Raw genomic sequence first — 17,196 nt, forward strand, 5'->3', positions numbered from 1 at the left:
GAATATGAAACATCTAATATCATTATCTGAGGGATTTGATGTTAGTAATTGGAGGTTTTTGGAATTTTTAAGCAAATTAAAAACGGCCTGACGAAAGCCATAATCGCAGTTGCTGCGATTACCGGCTTTTGTTTTGTAACCGCACATGTATCCAGTGCCAGTGTCGAAACTGATTTTATTAATCAGCTCAAGGAACCGGTTGTCAAGGTTAGTCGTGCAAATCATCTCTATCCATCGGTTATGATGGCCCAGGCAATCGTTGAGAGCGACTTTGGCCAGTCCGAGCTATCGTTGGACGCAAACAACTACTTTGGCGTTAAAGGGGCTTATAATGGCCAATCCGTGACCATGAGTACTGGAGAATATACAACTAAAGGAAAGCACTACATGACGGCAGCCGCCTTCAAAAAGTATCCAACGGTTGTGGCGTCGATTAAAGACAACGCCTATTTGTTGAGACACGGAACGTTAACGGATCCGGATTACTATGCAGGAACCTGGACGACCAACGCTACCAGCTCCGCTGACGCGGCGATGGCACTGTCTTTGACGTATGCAACCGATATGAATTATGGCAATAAGCTCAATGCGATTATTACCAAATATGATTTAAACAAGTTGGATGGATCTGCCAGTTCAGGAGACATTCATTCAAAAATTGATGCTTCATTAAACAAACAATTGGCCGGGAAAAAAGATAATTCTGCTGTAGAAGCTGAAAGCTCCCAGTCAAAAATCAATAGCATTCCAAAACGAATTATTCCCAACTTCGTTTTTAACGACAAAGGTGCAACTAAGATTAATCAGGGTGATTCGGTCATTCAGTTTAATAGCCTGCCGTTAGAGCGAATTATTCGCAAATAGATGTTTAAGGGTTCGCAAAGTTTATTTGGGAATCCTTTTTTCTGTTACAAACTTTGTTATAATATGACTCGTGAATTCAGAGTCTCTTAAATTAGGAGCGAAACAATGGAAAATGATTATAAAGTAAAAGTTGAAAATGTGACCAAGGAATACGAATTGTTCAAAACACAATCAGAAAAGCTGAGATCATTCTTTTCGATTACCAAAAAACATGTGCCGCATTTTTGGTCATTGATGGGGGTTTCACTTACAATCAAGCCTGGTGAAACGCTTGGACTGATCGGGGTTAACGGATCCGGAAAATCAACTATTTCGAATATTATTTCAGGAATTATCCCACAAACGACTGGATATGTTGATGTTCGGGGTGAAACTTCGATTGTTGCTATCCATGCCGGATTGAGAAGCAGTTTAACCGGACGTGAAAATATTCGGCTTAAATCTTTGATGCAGGGATTAACCAATGAGGAAATTGATGAATTGATGCCTGATATCATTTCATTTGCCGATATTGGTGATTTCGTTGATCAACCTGTCAAAAGTTATTCCAGTGGTATGAGATCACGTTTGGGATTTGCAATTGCCGTTCACATTAATCCTGACATTCTGATCATCGATGAAGCACTGTCTGTTGGTGATGATACTTTCTATCAAAAGTGTGTGGACAAGATTACCGAGTTCAAGGCTGAAGGAAAGACGATCATCTTTGTCAGTCATTCACTGAAACAGATTGAAATGTTGTGTGATAAAGTTGCTTGGATTAACTATGGTGAACTGAAAATGGTTGGTGAGACCAAGGAAGTTACCAAGCAATATCGTGAATTTACCCGGTGGTTCAAAAAGCTCAGTAAAAAAGAGAAGCATAAGTTTGAGACAGAGCGAAAGAGTGTTCAAAAGAACTTCAGCATTAAAAATTATCAAAAACAGATTACAGAGCAGGAACAGGCAGCGCATCCAGATGAAAAGGATGTTCCGGCAAAAGTTCATAAACGGTTCTACGGATCGGTCATCAGTGAAAAGATGTCGGTTTGGAATCAGCTCTTAACCTGGGCTGTCTTAATTCTGGTTATCTTCTTCTGCTTAGTGAACGTTTCAGGACATTCACTTCAGCATGTGATCGATAACCCAACGTCAATTGTGCGTCCATCGCACACATTGCATTTACCAGGTAAGGAATAATCAAATTACTCCGTTTTTAGACAGCCAACTTTGAAGGTTGGCTGCCTTTTTTGTGATTATAGTTGACAGCGCTTACAATATTGAGTATATTATGTTCGGGTACTAAATAAATACCTTCTAATCAATTCTCTTTCTCTCTTAAAAAACTGGCGTCTTTATAACGTCAGTTTTTTTATGTATAATTGTTTTTGTGAGCTAAGAAAACCAAGAGGAGGATTTCTTTTGAAGAGTCATGAAGTTCTAACGTTAATTGAAGAGATTACCAGAAATGATGGCAGCAAGTATATTGAGATCAGTAACATGGTTCAAAACGGTCGTGCAGAATTAGCCGCTGACAGGGGCTTCATCAAGCAGGTAAGGATATTACAGCTAAACATTCCACATTCACCTCACGTTGCTAAATATGAGCATTATATCAACGAGAATTACACGATGCCGACAGAAGATATGGATCACTTCGAAGAATGGAAGAAAACCCCTGAGATGCAAAAAGAAGTTGACATTATTCTTAAAGAAAATCACATTAGTTAGTGAACAAATGAAATTTAAATGATAAATTGGTTTGCATATTTTCCGTGGATATGATATAAATATATATGTCGTTTTTAAAGAAAATATTTTTGCTCCGTAGTTCAGTGGTAGAATAATTGACTGTTAATCAAGAGGTCGCTGGTTCGAACCCAGCCGGAGCAGTCGCTAAAAAGCAGGTGTTGAACCTGCTTTTTATTTTGTCCATTTTTATCAAAAAGTGGCGGTTCTTATCGGTCTTTTCACATCGCTGTGGAATATGATAGGATTAATATAAATAAAGCGTTGATCAATTATTATTTCGAATTCCATCTTGGGGGAGATAGACGGTGAAAAATCACGGATTATTTCAAAGCCTTGTGCAGGGCATGTTGGGGATAACGGTATTTATCGGGTTTTCGACAATCGGGGGATTGTTGAATGCCCATGCTGATTCTGCTGTTAATCATTATATTTATTCAAATCATTTGCAGCCGGCAAAGGTTACCAAATCCATCTGGAGCGGATTTCCAACCAATAAATATTCAAGCGGTAACCCCAACGGGGTGGTTGTCCATGAAACGGGGAATCCCAATTCAACCATTTACGGCGAGATTGCCTATATGAAGAAAAATTACCAGAATGCTTTTGTGCATTCTTATGTGGATGCTTCTCGGGTTATTAACATTGCCAATACCAATTATTTAGCCTGGGGATGTGGTTTCCCTGGAAATGGCAGGTTTATTCAATTTGAGCAGGTTGAGGTGCACAGTAAAGCGGCCTTTGCCAAAGAAGTCAATAATGCTGCCAACTATACTGCAGAATTGCTGCATCAATACAATTTACCTTTAAACAATGCCGTGAACGATGGCAAAGGAACGGTTTGGTCGCATAAAGCGGTTGCCCATTACCTTGGCGGTTCTGATCATGTCGATCCTGATGGCTATTATGCCAAGAGCGGGCAGAAATATTTTGGCCAGGCTTACACAATGAACGATTTTTATGCCCTGGTAAGGCACTATTATGCTGCTGATAGTACCAGTTCAAACGATGGTAATTCATCCGAGACCGGCAACCCACAGTTAACCAAAAATACCGTTACCAAGCCGGCGACAGTCAAATACCATCGTGGCCAGGGGAATGAAACGGCTGTTTTGAGTCAAAGCTTTTCCAGGTACCTGCTTTATAATCACATTAAAAACGCCGGTTATAGCGCATTCAGCTACAGCTGGGCAAATGTACCGGTATATCCCGGACATAAGGTATACGTGGACGCTCGTGGCGTTAAACGTCCGGCAAACACGACCTGGTATCGAATTCGATTCAGCAAAGAGACAAATGCTCAGAGATACTGGGTTTACAGTCGGGCATTAAACTTTAACCCAGTGACCTTTGCCGATTCAAATCAGTCAATCACGATCAAGCAACCACAGTATGCTTTACGTAACCATGTCTATAACACCGCATCCTTATCACTGGTCACAGGTCATTCCAAAGATGTCTTAAATCAAAAGGTCAAAACAAATAAAAAAGCCGTTAAGTATCACACTAACGGCAGGACTATTTGGTACCGGTTTACATTGAACGGTCAAAATCAATGGGTTTGTGCGCAAGCAATTAAATAACGGATCAAAAAGGAGGCTGGGACAAAAGTTTATACTTTTGCCTCAGCCCCCTTTTCTGGTAATGTCATATTATTTTGCTAAAACGTGCAACAATCGGCTGATCCCGGCCATTTAAGAGCATAAATCAATCATTCCAAACCCAGGAATAATCGATTTATGCTCTTAAATTCTGGGATCAAAACGCCTTTTGTTCCACTCTCTTTTCGTTTATTAAAGATTAATTTCTGATGGGGTTGCGATTATTTGGCGATCACCGCTGTCATAGACAACCAATGATTTTGGATAGCCATTATCGTATGGATAAGGGGAGTCAAAGGTGGCAACAAGCTCGTTACCTTGAATAAAATCATAGGAAAGCTTGCCATCATTATTAACTAAATTGAATGTGATTAAATTAGATAATTGGAAGACTCCCTGCAAATCGTTGTCAATGATGTACCAAACATTGTCGATGGCTTCATCTGGCAATGATGAGACGATTGAGTAACTGGCAAATCGGGATTCATTTGGATTAAACATTCATAGCACCTTCATTTCTACATTGCTTAACGTATGTAACCTACCAAAAAAATTAGGCTAATGCAAGTAATTAGTTATAGTTCAAACTCTTGGTTATCGGTAATCAGACGGACAATATGCTTCTCTGTTCTGGCATTTTCCGGTGGTAATTCCATATAGTGACCATAGATTCTTGTTAAAATTGTATCATAATCTGCCGGTACAGGAATATGGGTATCTTCAAATGGTAAGTCAATCATGTCGTTTAATTGATCAAGATTTAAAATCTCTTTTTCATATGAATACTGTGACGCAAGATTTTTAACATTCATCAAAGCCGGTTTATCATTGTACATCCTCATGATTTCTTCCCGATCTTTTTTATAGTCATCGGCTGTTTCCACTTGAGCTTCAGAGAGGGGATTTTGAAATTTCCTAATTGGATTATCAATAATATTATACCGTAATTTCAGGTATATTCGGCTATCCAGTCTTCGAATATCCAGAATTTGGCGACGTTGTCTGGCCGTAGAGTCGGGAATCTTGTCCAAAGGGAAGATATCCAGGAACACGCCTTTTCGAGCATTGTTAACATTGTTCTTTTCTTCGATAAACGTGTTTCGATCCAGCAGTTTCGCATAACTCAGGGCATAATTGTCATCTGTCCACGGGGTCTGCAGAAAATAATGGGTGGGCTCCAATTCCTTTTTGGCGACTTTCAAGAAATGGTCATAGTCGCTTCTTACCATCCCGACATCCATGTCATCATCCCATGGAATAAAGCCTTGGTGACGAACGGCACCGAGCATTGTGCCACCCATTGCAAAGTAATTAATATGATGTCGATTGGCGATGTGGGCAAATTCTTTAAAAATATTGAGTTCAATGTGGTGAATTAACGTAACAACTTCATCGGCCATAAGTATCAATCCTTTTCTATTATGTAATAATTATAAAGCATAAACCCGCTATACGATAAAGTTAATCCATTTAGTTGCGACACTGCTCACTAAAATATATAATTAAGGTGATATAAGTTTCAATAATTAAAGGGGAATGGTGACAGATATGAGCAAAACAAATCAGGAATTATTAAAAGAGGCAATTGATGTTTATTTGTCGTCGCTTAAATACTTAGATAATTTTGTTTCCGAGCCGGCAACGAAGTATGGGCTTTCTTTTGAACAATACTTAATTTTGCATACGATTGCCGAAAAAGAAAATGTTTCATTGATGGATATTGCCAGTGAACGACGGGTTACACGTAGCGCAATTTCACGACAAATCAAAGTTTTATTACAGCACGATTATATTTTTCAAAAGCCTGCTGAAAGTGATCGTCGCAGATTATATTTACACCTCACACCAGCTGGTGAGAAGACGGAAAAGCACGTTGATGATCTGATTACTAAACGATTTGACAGCTGGATCAGTCGTTATGGGGATGACAAAGTTCGAGCAATTCTTCAGTTTATCAAAGAATTTGCGGCTGAAGAAATGAACAGTAAAGATTACCAACAAAAATAATCAACTGGGTATAAGGATTCGGACCGGGGCAAAACTGTGCGTTTTGCTGCCGGCTTTTATTTTGCCGATTTATATTCAATCATAAAGGGGGCTTCAGAAATGTGGATGTTGTCAGTGACTGGGATTGTCTTTGCAATTTTGACAATCTTTTTAGGTACATATTTGATCAAAAATCGGAATTCGACGGTCATTGGCTGGTTGACGAATTTGGATTTACTGGCGTTGCTCGTCTTATTGACCCAGTCATTTGAGTTGATTGGTCAAAAGTATTACGCGTTGGTACTGGCAGTGGCTTTAATTGTCGTTGGGCTGGCCGTTATTTTAGGACTAATTTTGAGCTTTGTCTTTTTGTTTGTTAACGCGATCGTTGTTTGGCGAAAGGAAGGATACAGCCTAAGTGGTTCATTGACCTTAATTGCCGGAGTTGGCGTGGTACTGGTTGATATTTTGATCTTTTTCAATCCAATTAACGCGCCGGCGCCCATTCAGACTTTCATCATGACTTTTTTGACGATGTTGATCCTGTATATCTTGCTGACGGTTTGGAATACGATATCATCGATGCTCCTGTATCAGCTCTATTTTCCCCGCAACAATAAGGATTATATTATCATTTTAGGCGCCGGATTAATTGATGGGCATAAAGTTGGCCGATTACTTGGCGGCAGAATTAATAAAGGCATTGAATTTTATAATCACCAAATTCATAAAGCCAATAAACATGCCAAAATCATCTTATCCGGCGGTCAGGGTGGCGACGAGAAGGTCCCTGAGAGTGTCGCAATGAGGGATTATGCCTTGGAGCACGGTGCCAGACGGGCTGACATGATGGTGGAAACCAAGTCCATCAATACGTATCAAAACATGCAATTTTCCAAGAAAATCATTGAAGGAGACGCTAATTCCTCGCAGGTACGGGTCATTTTCGTGACCAGCAACTATCATACGTTACGGGCTGGAATCCTGGCCCGTAAGGTTGGCATGAACGCTTTCGGAATTGGCTCAAAAACCCCGTTTTACTATTTACCCAATGCCGTGATTAGAGAGTATCTGGCATTTGTTGTGATGCATAAAAAGTTCCATCTGATGATGGTTGGTTTGATGTTAATTGCTGCGCTGGTGTCGGGAATCGGCGTTTGGCTTGGAATTATGTAATTTTAGATGATCTGGAGTCGACTGATTAGTCGGCTCTTTTTTTATATATGGGGTCAGATGCCTGTTTTATGGCTGAATTCCGTGTTTTTCAGATTGCCCGGCGAATCTTCATATTCTTTTCTATCTTTCTTCACATCTTATTCACACAATAAGTTATCGGTTATTGTAGAATATAAATATAGCAAAAAAGCTATTAATCCGAAAATACTATTTACAGAAAGGATGATTATCATGTTTAGTTTACTCTGGACTCTTATCATTGGCGGACTGATTGGTGCCCTTGCAGGAGCGATTGTTAGCCGTGACATGCCCATGGGATGGATTGGTAACATAGTTGGTGGCCTGATAGGTGCGTGGCTTGGAGAGGCAATATTTGGTTCCTGGGGGCCACAACTGGCAGGGATGGCAATCTTACCGGCAATTGTTGGTGCAGTTATCCTGGTCCTGGTCGTTTCGATGGTCACTCGAGGGCTTGCGAGTTAAGTTACCTCTTTGCTGAAAGGAGGTCGCAAAGTGAATAAGTTTACAAAACTTCTTATATGGATTGTCGGCCTGGTTGGAATTGCCCAATCAATTTGGCTGGTTGGCCTGGTTGTCCCGATTGACCATTTATCATCAACGGTCAATAAGACGGTACAAACGGGAACACCTTGGATCTTGGTAACTGCAGTTACCATTGCGGCGATTGTGATTCTGGTTAGTATCATTATGATTTTAACCGCAATCTTTTCACCCCAAAAAGCAGACCAGTTGAGGTTTAAATCTCCCAATGGCCGTTTGAGTATTTCCAAAGCCGCTGTCGAAAAGATTTTACAAACCAGCATTATGGAAAAGGGCAATGTCAACGATGTCAAAGTGAAGATGCAACTGCACACAAAAAACCGGGTTGCCCGTGTCAATGTCACTGCGGTTGATAAAATGAATCAGGATTTAGTTAAAGTGGGTGAAGACATCCAAACAATTGTCGCAGAAAAAGTGCAACAGTTGATGGATGTTGAGGTTAAAAAGGTTCGGGTTAAAGTGACCCCTTTTGACGCTTCGTCAAATCGGCAGAAAGCCGGCCGCCCACGAGTAGTCTAGGAGGTGGATGTCTATGAACACGATAATGTATGGTGCCATCTTCGGTATGATCTGTGGTGTGGTCTGGGTCTTTGGTGGCCTTAGCGGCATGTTGATCGTGCTGACATTAACCTTGGTTGGTGCATTAATTGGCGCTGTCATCTGGAAATTTGGCGGAATCAAAAGTCTCATCAGCCAATTAGTGAGTGATGATTAAGCAAATCAATTACAGGAAGCGAGATGACTGCAATGGATGCAACAGTTAACAAACCAGAATTAAACAAAACCCTGACTTTTGAAAATTCAGTGATTGAAAAGATTGCCGGACTGGTATCGAGAAACGTGGAAGGTGTTTTATCACTGGACGGTGGCATGATGAGTGAACTGGCGGATCGATTCTCCAAAACGACAGATCCAACCAAAGGCATTGATGCCGAAGTTGGTGAAAAACAGGTTGCATTGGACATGGAAGCCACCATTGAATATGGTGCGGATGCCCGCCAAATCTTTGAAGAAATCTGCAGCCGAACGCAAAAAGCGATTAAGAATTACACTGGTTTGGACGTCGTTGAAATTAATTTAAATATTAATGATGTCCTGACAAAAAAAGAGTGGGAACAGCAGAGCGCACGTAAAAAAGATGACATCGCAAACACTGTCAACGACGACAGAGTTAAGTAGCCAATGGAGGAAAAAACGATGACACAAGAAAACAACAACAGCGTAGAAACTGTATTGACTTATGAAGATGATGTATTAACAAAGATTGTCGGCAACACTGTTCGTGACGTGGATGGGGTATTATCACTTGAAGGTGGCTTGATTGATTCTGTCACTGATAAATTTAGTGATGAAACCGACCCATCCATGGGGGTGAAGGTAGATTTAGACAACGATGACAAAGAGGTCAAAATTTCCATGGATGCAATCCTGGAATATGGCAAGTCAATCCCACTGGTATTCAAAAAGATTATTTCTAAATTAAGCCAAACAATTTCTGATATGACTGATTTGAAACCAACCGAAATAAAGATCAACGTGAAGGATTTGCAAACCCGTGAAGAATTCATGAAGAAGAACAGTAAGGGGGACAAGAAGAAAGACAAATAGTGAATTTGAAGCCCATAACGAAAAGCACCCTTGGTAACCATATTTGGTTATCAGGGGTGTTTTCATGTGGGCATTTTCGTGAAAGGTAGATTGATTCAAAATAAAAGGACTGACCTTTGTCAGTCCTTTAGATGATGCTGATTGCGTGATTGATTGCGATCAAGAATCTTTTTGATGGTCAACATAATCGTTGCCAAAATCGCTATGACCGCCAGGGTAATGGCAAATGGACGATTATTGGTTAAAATCATTAAGATCAGACCAATTGCAATTGTCACGACCATTGATGCGTCAAAATGTGACATTTTCCACACCTCGCAAATTAAGCCATTGCTTCGTCTTCCTCAAGTTCCAGCCAGAGTGCCAGAGCAGTTGGGTTGAAATCGGGCCAACTCGAAATATGCTCGTATCCACGTGCCAATAAAGAGCTTTCTTTACGCTTCTTCAAGTCGTCGAAAACACTCAATGCAAACACGTTATCTTCAAGGTCGGTAATCACAGTGCCGATCTTGTGCTGCCATTCAGCAACCAAGTCTTGGTAGATCAATAGTTTCCGAGCATTCTTAATTGTAAAGTCCACCCCTTGATCACGCAGGGTTTGCTTGTAATCTTCATATTCCTGTAAGACTGATTCTTTTGCGGTTTCCCACTGGTCGTTATTGTATCTGGATACTTTATTAGCCATTGTCGTTCCTCCTGAGTCCAAAATATTTTTGAAACGTCAAGAAGATGGTCATAAAATTATTATTTATGCCATCTTCACACAAAAATATATTTTGTCTACTGAAGAACATTAAACACTAAAATTGGATATTTTGCAAAATCAAATTTGGTTAGTCTTCCACAGTTGCGCCCAAGACATGCTCAAAGTGGCTGAGAGCCCAGTCATTTCCGGCTTGAGTAAGCCCGGCAACACCACTTTTATGAACAACGATGTTGTAGCAGAGATTGTAGGCATCAACCGCCGTATGGAGCACACAGATGTCCGTGCAGACACCAACTAGATGAACTGTGTCGATATGGCGTTCACGTAATCGAATATCCAAGTCGGTACCGGCAAATGCACTATATCGAGTCTTGTCGTACATATAAACTTTGTCGTCGTTTTGATGGGATTTATACCAATCGGAGAGGCCACCGTAGAATTCCCGGCCCCAGGTGCCACGAACATTGTGGGGTGGGAACAACTTGGTTTCTGGATGGTAGGGATCGTTGGGTTTATGAACATCGGTTGGTAAAATGACCCAGTCGCCATTTGAAACAAATTTGTCTGCCAAGCCGATAATACTTGGTTCCAGTTTTTGACCGGGTTTGCCACAGGTTAAAGCACCTTTATCTGCCACAAAATCATTTGTATAATCAATAATTAGCAATGCAGTATGTGATTCCATCGAAATACCTCCCAAAATGATGATTAAAAGTCCAATCAACTTTTATTGGCTCAAAGATACTCGCTATTCAGTTAAAAATCAACTATTTTGCCGAATAATGCCGAATATGTATTTGATTCGTGAACAAGTGTTGACGATTTGGGGTTGACAATTAAAATATGAACCGTATACTAGTAAATATTCAAAGAGAGCTGACATTTGCTGAAAGTCAGCAACTAATATGGCAATACTTAATGGTGGCAGCCTTATCTGCAATTAGAGGCAATACATATTGTATTGTGGAACTTGGGTGGAACCGCGTTTACTGAACGCCCCTGGTACTGTAAAAGGTACTGGGGGCTTTTTTCGTTCACATTTTTAAGGAGGATATTATGGAAACCAAGAATCAGGCAAATTCGTTATCTCGTTCGTTAAAGAGTCGGCATATTCAGATGATCGCAATTGGTGGGGCCATTGGAACCGGTTTGTTTTTGGGATCGGGTTCGGCTATTCATACATCAGGTCCTTCGATTATTCTTTCGTATCTGATTGTTGGAATCTTTTGTTTCTTGCTGATGCGTGGCATTGGTGAGCTGTTGTTATCAGATACATCCAAGCATTCATTCTTAGATTTTGTCAAAATGTATCTGGGTGATCGTTGGGAGTTTGTAACCGGCTGGACTTACTGGTTTTGCTGGATCAGCTTGGCAATGGCCGATTTGACCGCGACTGGAATTTATATTAAGTACTGGTTTCCAACGGTTCCACAATGGATTCCGCCACTGGTTATTCTCCTGTGCCTGTTTGGCGCCAATATGGTAAACGTTGGCTTATTCGGAGAAATGGAATCATGGTTTTCAATGATTAAGGTCGTTGCAATTATTTTACTGGTTGTCGTTGGTTTTGGCCTGGCAATTTTCCATGTCAACGTTGACGGTTCAACGGCTTCGTTTACTCAATTGGTTAGTCACGGTGGCTTTTTCCCCAAGGGTGCCCACGGATTTTTGATGTCATTTCAAATGGTGGTCTTTGCCTTCGTTGGAATTGAAATGGTGGGGTTGACTGCCGGTGAAACGGATGATCCGGAAGCCAATCTGCCCAAAGCGATCAACAGTCTGCCCATTCGAATTGGATTATTCTATGTTGGTTCGATGATTGCCGTCATGAGCGTTTATCCATGGGACCAGATTACAACGACTGCCAGTCCGTTTGTCCAGGTCTTTTCTGGGATCGGAATTGTCGGGGCAGCCGGCATCTTGAACTTTGTTGTTTTGACGGCGGCCGTATCAGCTACCAACAGCTGTTTGTTCAGTACCAGTCGAACAATGTACGCGCTGAGTATGGGTGGTAACGCCTCATCATTTTTGACCAAATTAGGTCGAAATGGGGTGCCAAATATTGCCCTGAACTTTTCAACGGCATTTTTGCTGATTATTGTTGTTTTGAATTACTTCATTCCAGCTGGCGTCTTTAGCTTGGTATCCAGCGTTTCAACGATCAATTTCGTGGTCGTTTGGGTTGTCTTGCTCATCGTTCATATTAAGTATCGTCGGGTTCATCCTAAAGGAACCAAGATTTTCAAGATGCCCGGATATCCATTGACTGATTATGTAACGTTACTCTTCTTCGTCTTTATTTTGGGATTCCTATTGGTCAACAAGTCAACTCGGGTTGCGATGATTATTTCCTTGATTTCAATTGGCTCCATGCTGGTCATTTATCAATTGTCTGTTCATCGAGGCAAGGCAAAGTAACCGAATGTTGAAATTCCGCTTCGAAAAAATTAGACTTTAGTTATCACTAAAATAAAGATTTACGAGGAACAATGATGATTAAAATTCATAAATTTGATACGTATACTTGGGTTGAGGCCATTTCGCCAACCGAAGATGAATTGGATAGTATGACGACCAAGTATCGCGCACCTGCGAAATTTAAAGGTTATATGTTGGATCGGCATGAACAGCCCCGGGCAACTTTTGACGGCTTATCAGGATTTAGTGCCTTGGTTGTCAGAGCAATTGCCGATCCCAGTCAAAGCCGGATGCTCACATCGCCGATATTTTTAGGCTTTAGTGATTCGTTGCTGATCACGGTTTGTCACGCCTCTCAGCAGGTAGAACTCGTTCAGAAACGTTCAAATACTGAATCTGGTTCGGTTGCTGAGCATATCCTAGCTATTTTGTTTGCATTGATTTCACCATACTTTGATCAGTTGGACCGAATTAGCCACAAAGCTGAAAAGCTGGAAGGAATGCGTAATCGCGCCATCAGTAACCGGAGTTTGGATGAACTGGGAGCCATGAAAACCGGTCTGGTGTATCTGCGATCAGCGACTGCCGGCAACTTGATTGCTCTCCAAGAACTGCAGGGGACAATGAAAGGTAATTTAAAGATGTCACCCCAATTAACGACTGAGGTCACTGCAGAAATCGATGATTTATTCATTGAGTATAAACAGTGTCAGACAATGTTTGATGTTGTTGGTGACGTCGTTGGCGAAACCGAATCAGCTTTTGGAAATATCTTGAATAATAAATTGAATCAAACAATGCAATTTTTAACCATTTGGTCACTTATTTTGGCCATTCCGCCAATTGTGTCAGGGTTTTATGGCATGAATGTGCAGCTCCCGTTTGCCGGGAAAGGCGCAGCTTGGCTTTATACCATTGCCATAACAGTTGTGATGGTCCTATTGATGATTGTTTATATCAAAAGGGATCGACGCTTCCGAAAATAAATGCTATTTGAATACAAAAAAAGATGCTGACAAAAAACTTGCGTTTAATGTCAGCACCTTTTTTTATTAAATTGCAGAAACATGTTTACCACTATCAAATCTTTTGAGTGCTTCTAATGCACCAGCTACGTTACCTCGTAAAATATCGTTATGGTCAATGTCGATTATCTTAAAGTTCATTAACAGTTCATCGGGTAGGTCGGCAATAATTCGTCGATCCATTAAAATGATGTCGGTACATGGCTTAGTGGCATCAAAGAAATGATCTGGAATAATATCAATGAATAATTTTAATGAATTTAATTTTTCCTTGAGTCGATCACAAAAATGTTGAATGAGGACATCGTCAACAATGGGATTTCCGGTCAATGAAGGCTGAATCTTTCCTACTCGGATATCACCAACTACTTTAATGTTCACGCTTGTCACCGTCCTTGTCAGGTTTATCAATCAACGTCATACTACACGATTGATCGACCGCTGGTAACATTTATGCTGATTCTTTTCTGAAAATTAACCATATTAACAAAAATATAATAAATGAAACTTAAAAACAGATCAGAAATGAAAAAAGCAGAAATGAAATGGCTGAAACGTTTGCGCGTTTTTCATGGTTTCGAAAATTTACCCGAGATTCAAAATAAACGTAAAAGGCCAAGATAACGGTAATTAAAATGATTTTTAAAAATGAAATCGACAGCGTCAGGCAAAGCATCAAAATCAGGACACTGATAATAATCATTGAAAGTTGATTGTTTTTCTTCATGAATGCGTAGTACGAAAAAAAGATGTTGGCAAACACCATCAACGTGATATACATGAGTGAAACCAGTGAGAAGTAATGGTGATAAGACGTTGTGAACAGCAAGACCAAGCCGGTACCGCTGATAAAGCCAAAGATGATCCAGCGGCAGTGGGGTTCGTCAATAAAGTTGGATATTAGCAACAGATTTGCCAGAACAAAGTCCACCAGAATCAGCCAAACATTGACAGTTGGCATATCCAGGTAGAGGGATGCCAGCAAAATACCTAACACGACATCGGCACCCGCCACGATGATCAAATTTTTTTGTGGTCGTGAAATTTCATTCAGTAAGATGGCAAAAACCAAGCCAATCAAAGTTAAATGTAATAGTCGGGGATTGATAAAGAACATTTTTAAGGAAATGTTGGTAAACATCATCCAAATTAATAACATCCCGATGACTCGAAGACCGGATTGGATCAAAGTGGAACGATTATAGTTTAACAAGTCACTTTCTCCTTATCGTTTGGAATAAATAATTCTAAAAATAATCCTACTGGTTTTGATGGCACTGGTCAACGGGTTGAAAAAATCAGTTACAAAATAAAATCATTTATGATAAGATTGTAGAGTTATGAGTTCCCGATAGGATTCGCGTTTTACGTGAAGAAGCCTTGTAACCTTAAAAAATAATAGGGGGAAAATGAAATGCGCGAAAAACATTTATTTACTTCGGAATCAGTTTCAGAAGGCCATCCGGATAAGATTGCTGATCAGATCAGTGATGCTATTTTGGATGCCTTGTTAGCAAAAGACCCGGATGCCCGGGTAGCATGTGAGACATCAGTTACGACCGGTTTAGTGTTCGTATTTGGTGAAATTTCAACCACAGCCTACGTTGATATCCAAAAGGTTGTTAGAAACACAATCAAGCGAATTGGCTATCGAGATGGCCGCTATGGATTTGATGGCGACTCTTGTGGTGTGATTGTTTCTTTGGATGGTCAATCACCTGACATTGCAATGGGTGTTGATGATGCATTGGAACAGCGTGAAGGCAATGGTGATCCACTGGATCAAATTGGTGCCGGTGATCAGGGCTTGATGTTTGGCTATGCCATCAACGAAACCCCTGAATTAATGCCGCTGCCAATTTCATTGGCGCACAAATTAATGAGAAAACAGGCTGCATTGCGTAAAAGTGGCGAAATTGGCTATCTTGGACCCGATGCAAAGGCTGAAGTGACCGTTGAGTACGATGACAATGGCAAGCCTGTCAGAGTTGATACTGTGGTTTTGAGTACCCAGCATGACGATGGTGTGCGTTTGGATCAGGTTCGCAATGATGTGATTAATCAGATTATCAAAAAGGTGATTCCTGCCAAGTACCTTGATGACAAGACCCGCTATCTGGTCAATCCAACCGGTCGATTTGTGATTGGTGGTCCTCAAGGGGATGCCGGTTTGACTGGTCGAAAGATCATTGTCGATACCTATGGTGGTTATGCCCATCATGGTGGTGGTGCCTTTTCAGGTAAGGACGCCACAAAGGTGGACCGTTCTGCCAGTTACGCAGCCCGTTACATTGCCAAGAATATTGTTGCTGCCGGTCTTGCAACCGAAGCAGAAATTCAGTTGGCCTATGCAATTGGGGTTGCCAAACCAGTTTCAATTAATATCAATACCTTTGGTACTGGTAAAGTATCTGAAGAGAAACTAATTGATGCCACCAGAGCATTATTTGATTTACGTCCTGCCGGCATTATTAAAATGTTGGATCTTAAGCGGCCAATTTATGAACAAACTGCCGCATATGGACACTTCGGAAGAACAGATATTGATCTTCCTTGGGAACATACTGATAAGGTTGATGCGTTAAAAGATTATTTCAAGTTATAAACAGCTGACAAGCAAAACGCCCTTGAATATTCAAGGGCATTTTTTTGTTTATTTTTAGAGGAAAAGAGGTCATTTCATGACGAAAGCAACTACCAAAAGTAATGTCACACTGGTGACGATTGCCCTGTTTGTCGCAACGTTTATGGCGGCAATCGAAGGAACAATTGTCTCAACGGCGATGCCGACAATTGTGGGTGATCTTCGCGGTGTTTCTTTGATGAACTGGGTGTTCTCGATATTTTTACTCACTAACGCGATTGCCACACCGATATACGGCAAGCTGGCGGATAGTGTCGGTCGAAAACCAATGTTCATTGGTGGAATTTTAATATTTATCTTCGGTTCGGTTATGTCCGGATTATCTCATTCAATGATTGTGTTAATTTTTTGGCGGGCAATCCAGGGTGTGGGTGCCGGTTCAATCATGCCAATTTCCAATACCATCATTGCTGATATTTACCCGTTGGAGAAACGGGCTCAGGTTCTGGGCCTCAACTCGTCGGCATGGGGGATTGCATCTGTCATTGCCCCGTTATTGGGTGGTTTCATTGTTGACCATTTAAGTTGGCATTGGATATTCTTTATCAATTTGCCCATCGGGTTGGTGGTCATGCTCATGGTTCAGCTATTTTTGCATGAAGATACACACCATTCCACCAGTAAGATGGATGTTAAAGGAACCACATGGCTGACAATTATGTTATTGGTGGTTATGTATGCCTTTCAGTTGGTTGGCCAAGATCCAATCAAATGGCAGATTGTTGCGGTCTGTTTCCTGATCGCGTTAATTGCCACGGTGATGTTTATCCGGACGGAACGGATGGCTGAGGATCCTTTGATTCCAATGGAATTATTTGATAATCGGACATTTGTGGTTCAAAACATTGTTGTCTTTTTAGTGAGTGGTTTTCTAAGAAA

Annotated in this window: 22 protein-coding genes, 1 tRNA gene and 1 riboswitch; of the genes, 16 read left to right on the forward strand and 7 right to left on the reverse strand. The window is 40.9% G+C overall.

Annotated features, from left to right (window positions below; genetic code table 11):
• The first annotated feature begins 87 nt into the window (after positions 1-87).
• From LKE01_RS06985 to LKE01_RS07005, 5 genes are all read left to right on the forward strand, one after another.
• Positions 88-864, forward strand: coding sequence for a glucosaminidase domain-containing protein (locus LKE01_RS06985; RefSeq protein ID WP_056981779.1), 777 nt, complete (start codon positions 88-90; stop codon positions 862-864).
• 105 nt (positions 865-969) lie between these two features.
• Entirely contained in the window at positions 970-2,043 is a 1,074-nt protein-coding gene (locus tag LKE01_RS06990; protein ID WP_056981758.1) for an ABC transporter ATP-binding protein, read from the forward strand.
• Positions 2,044-2,265: 222 nt separating this feature from the next.
• Entirely contained in the window at positions 2,266-2,574 is a 309-nt protein-coding gene (locus LKE01_RS06995) for a hypothetical protein (RefSeq protein ID WP_056981760.1), read from the forward strand.
• A 90-nt stretch (positions 2,575-2,664) separates the two neighbouring features.
• Positions 2,665-2,736 (forward strand) — tRNA-Asn (locus tag LKE01_RS07000).
• A gap of 164 nt (positions 2,737-2,900) precedes the next feature.
• Positions 2,901-4,175 carry a peptidoglycan recognition protein family protein gene (locus tag LKE01_RS07005; RefSeq protein ID WP_225364677.1) on the forward strand — a complete coding sequence of 425 codons (1,275 nt, stop codon included), beginning with the start codon at positions 2,901-2,903 and terminating at the stop codon, positions 4,173-4,175.
• 210 nt (positions 4,176-4,385) lie between these two features.
• Here the strand turns inward: LKE01_RS07005 and LKE01_RS07010 are convergent, their stop codons facing one another.
• The gene (locus tag LKE01_RS07010; protein WP_054769753.1) at positions 4,386-4,694 is read right to left on the reverse strand and encodes a DUF960 domain-containing protein; all 309 of its coding nucleotides are present in this window, start codon (positions 4,692-4,694) and stop codon (positions 4,386-4,388) included.
• A gap of 74 nt (positions 4,695-4,768) precedes the next feature.
• Positions 4,769-5,593, reverse strand: coding sequence for a LicD family protein (locus tag LKE01_RS07015; protein ID WP_056981761.1), 825 nt, complete (start codon positions 5,591-5,593; stop codon positions 4,769-4,771).
• 136 nt (positions 5,594-5,729) lie between these two features.
• On the opposite strand from LKE01_RS07015, the gene LKE01_RS07020 reads away from it, so the two are divergent.
• The 7 genes from LKE01_RS07020 (at position 5,730) to LKE01_RS07050 (ending at position 9,524) form a co-directional block, all read left to right on the forward strand.
• Positions 5,730-6,200: a MarR family winged helix-turn-helix transcriptional regulator gene (locus tag LKE01_RS07020; RefSeq protein WP_169790308.1), complete on the forward strand. Its 471-nt coding sequence runs from the start codon at positions 5,730-5,732 to the stop codon at positions 6,198-6,200.
• Positions 6,201-6,299: 99 nt separating this feature from the next.
• Positions 6,300-7,355, forward strand: a complete 1,056-nt coding sequence (locus tag LKE01_RS07025) for a YdcF family protein (RefSeq protein WP_054769752.1) — start codon at positions 6,300-6,302, stop codon at positions 7,353-7,355.
• A gap of 231 nt (positions 7,356-7,586) precedes the next feature.
• Positions 7,587-7,838 (forward strand): GlsB/YeaQ/YmgE family stress response membrane protein, encoded by a 252-nt coding sequence (locus LKE01_RS07030; protein ID WP_054769751.1) that lies wholly within the window; start codon positions 7,587-7,589, stop codon positions 7,836-7,838.
• A 30-nt stretch (positions 7,839-7,868) separates the two neighbouring features.
• Complete coding sequence (gene amaP, locus LKE01_RS07035; protein WP_056981765.1) at positions 7,869-8,435, forward strand: alkaline shock response membrane anchor protein AmaP; 567 nt, start codon at positions 7,869-7,871, stop codon at positions 8,433-8,435.
• A 13-nt stretch (positions 8,436-8,448) separates the two neighbouring features.
• Complete coding sequence (locus LKE01_RS07040; RefSeq protein WP_054769750.1) at positions 8,449-8,631, forward strand: hypothetical protein; 183 nt, start codon at positions 8,449-8,451, stop codon at positions 8,629-8,631.
• A gap of 23 nt (positions 8,632-8,654) precedes the next feature.
• Positions 8,655-9,095 (forward strand): Asp23/Gls24 family envelope stress response protein, encoded by a 441-nt coding sequence (locus tag LKE01_RS07045; RefSeq protein WP_082619721.1) that lies wholly within the window; start codon positions 8,655-8,657, stop codon positions 9,093-9,095.
• Positions 9,096-9,113: 18 nt separating this feature from the next.
• Positions 9,114-9,524, forward strand: a complete 411-nt coding sequence (locus LKE01_RS07050) for an Asp23/Gls24 family envelope stress response protein (RefSeq protein ID WP_054769749.1) — start codon at positions 9,114-9,116, stop codon at positions 9,522-9,524.
• A gap of 119 nt (positions 9,525-9,643) precedes the next feature.
• On the opposite strand, the gene LKE01_RS07055 is transcribed toward LKE01_RS07050, so the two are convergent.
• From LKE01_RS07055 to LKE01_RS07065, 3 genes are all read right to left on the reverse strand, one after another.
• Positions 9,644-9,829 (reverse strand): hypothetical protein, encoded by a 186-nt coding sequence (locus LKE01_RS07055; protein ID WP_054769748.1) that lies wholly within the window; start codon positions 9,827-9,829, stop codon positions 9,644-9,646.
• A gap of 17 nt (positions 9,830-9,846) precedes the next feature.
• Positions 9,847-10,209: a hypothetical protein gene (locus LKE01_RS07060; RefSeq protein WP_054769747.1), complete on the reverse strand. Its 363-nt coding sequence runs from the start codon at positions 10,207-10,209 to the stop codon at positions 9,847-9,849.
• Positions 10,210-10,357: 148 nt separating this feature from the next.
• On the reverse strand, positions 10,358-10,915 hold the full coding sequence (locus LKE01_RS07065) for a cysteine hydrolase family protein (protein ID WP_054769746.1): 558 nt from the start codon (positions 10,913-10,915) through the stop codon (positions 10,358-10,360).
• A gap of 371 nt (positions 10,916-11,286) precedes the next feature.
• On the opposite strand from LKE01_RS07065, the gene LKE01_RS07070 reads away from it, so the two are divergent.
• Both LKE01_RS07070 and LKE01_RS07075 read left to right on the forward strand, forming a co-directional pair.
• Positions 11,287-12,648 carry an amino acid permease gene (locus LKE01_RS07070; RefSeq protein ID WP_056981768.1) on the forward strand — a complete coding sequence of 454 codons (1,362 nt, stop codon included), beginning with the start codon at positions 11,287-11,289 and terminating at the stop codon, positions 12,646-12,648.
• 71 nt (positions 12,649-12,719) lie between these two features.
• Positions 12,720-13,634, forward strand: a complete 915-nt coding sequence (locus LKE01_RS07075; protein ID WP_225426941.1) for a magnesium transporter CorA family protein — start codon at positions 12,720-12,722, stop codon at positions 13,632-13,634.
• Between the two features lie 66 nt (positions 13,635-13,700).
• Here LKE01_RS07075 and LKE01_RS07080 read toward each other — a convergent pair whose 3' ends face one another.
• Together LKE01_RS07080 and LKE01_RS07085 are read right to left on the reverse strand one after the other, a co-directional pair.
• Positions 13,701-14,054 (reverse strand): hypothetical protein, encoded by a 354-nt coding sequence (locus LKE01_RS07080; protein ID WP_054769745.1) that lies wholly within the window; start codon positions 14,052-14,054, stop codon positions 13,701-13,703.
• Positions 14,055-14,181: 127 nt separating this feature from the next.
• Positions 14,182-14,886 (reverse strand): hypothetical protein, encoded by a 705-nt coding sequence (locus LKE01_RS07085; protein ID WP_056981771.1) that lies wholly within the window; start codon positions 14,884-14,886, stop codon positions 14,182-14,184.
• Between the two features lie 120 nt (positions 14,887-15,006).
• Positions 15,007-15,090, forward strand: a riboswitch (SMK box riboswitch).
• On the opposite strand from LKE01_RS07085, the gene metK reads away from it, so the two are divergent.
• Both metK and LKE01_RS07095 read left to right on the forward strand, forming a co-directional pair.
• Positions 15,088-16,278, forward strand: a complete 1,191-nt coding sequence (metK, locus tag LKE01_RS07090) for a methionine adenosyltransferase (RefSeq protein WP_056981773.1) — start codon at positions 15,088-15,090, stop codon at positions 16,276-16,278. (Overlaps the previous riboswitch by 3 nt.)
• Before the next feature lie 76 nt (positions 16,279-16,354).
• Positions 16,355-17,196 (forward strand): MFS transporter (locus LKE01_RS07095; protein WP_146979218.1); only part of this gene is annotated, 842 nt, incomplete at its 3' end.

The organism is Lentilactobacillus kefiri (assembly GCF_007989105.1).
Lineage (GTDB): Bacteria > Bacillota > Bacilli > Lactobacillales > Lactobacillaceae > Lentilactobacillus > Lentilactobacillus kefiri.

Excerpts from the sequence above, each read along its gene's own strand:
- LKE01_RS07030 (WP_054769751.1), top strand. The coding sequence starts at position 7,587 with ATGTTTAGTTTACTCTGGACTCTTATCATTGGCGGACTGATTGGTGCC.
- LKE01_RS07075 (WP_225426941.1), top strand. The coding sequence starts at position 12,720 with ATGATGATTAAAATTCATAAATTTGATACGTATACTTGGGTTGAGGCC.
- LKE01_RS07010 (WP_054769753.1), bottom strand. The coding sequence starts at position 4,694 with ATGTTTAATCCAAATGAATCCCGATTTGCCAGTTACTCAATCGTCTCA.
- LKE01_RS07020 (WP_169790308.1), top strand. The coding sequence starts at position 5,730 with ATGGTGACAGATATGAGCAAAACAAATCAGGAATTATTAAAAGAGGCA.
- LKE01_RS07040 (WP_054769750.1), top strand. The coding sequence starts at position 8,449 with ATGAACACGATAATGTATGGTGCCATCTTCGGTATGATCTGTGGTGTG.
- LKE01_RS07050 (WP_054769749.1), top strand. The coding sequence starts at position 9,114 with ATGACACAAGAAAACAACAACAGCGTAGAAACTGTATTGACTTATGAA.
- LKE01_RS07045 (WP_082619721.1), top strand. The coding sequence starts at position 8,655 with ATGACTGCAATGGATGCAACAGTTAACAAACCAGAATTAAACAAAACC.
- LKE01_RS07055 (WP_054769748.1), bottom strand. The coding sequence starts at position 9,829 with ATGTCACATTTTGACGCATCAATGGTCGTGACAATTGCAATTGGTCTG.
- LKE01_RS07025 (WP_054769752.1), top strand. The coding sequence starts at position 6,300 with ATGTGGATGTTGTCAGTGACTGGGATTGTCTTTGCAATTTTGACAATC.
- LKE01_RS07060 (WP_054769747.1), bottom strand. The coding sequence starts at position 10,209 with ATGGCTAATAAAGTATCCAGATACAATAACGACCAGTGGGAAACCGCA.
- LKE01_RS07065 (WP_054769746.1), bottom strand. The coding sequence starts at position 10,915 with ATGGAATCACATACTGCATTGCTAATTATTGATTATACAAATGATTTT.
- LKE01_RS06990 (WP_056981758.1), top strand. The coding sequence starts at position 970 with ATGGAAAATGATTATAAAGTAAAAGTTGAAAATGTGACCAAGGAATAC.
- LKE01_RS07015 (WP_056981761.1), bottom strand. The coding sequence starts at position 5,593 with ATGGCCGATGAAGTTGTTACGTTAATTCACCACATTGAACTCAATATT.
- LKE01_RS07070 (WP_056981768.1), top strand. The coding sequence starts at position 11,287 with ATGGAAACCAAGAATCAGGCAAATTCGTTATCTCGTTCGTTAAAGAGT.
- metK (WP_056981773.1), top strand. The coding sequence starts at position 15,088 with ATGCGCGAAAAACATTTATTTACTTCGGAATCAGTTTCAGAAGGCCAT.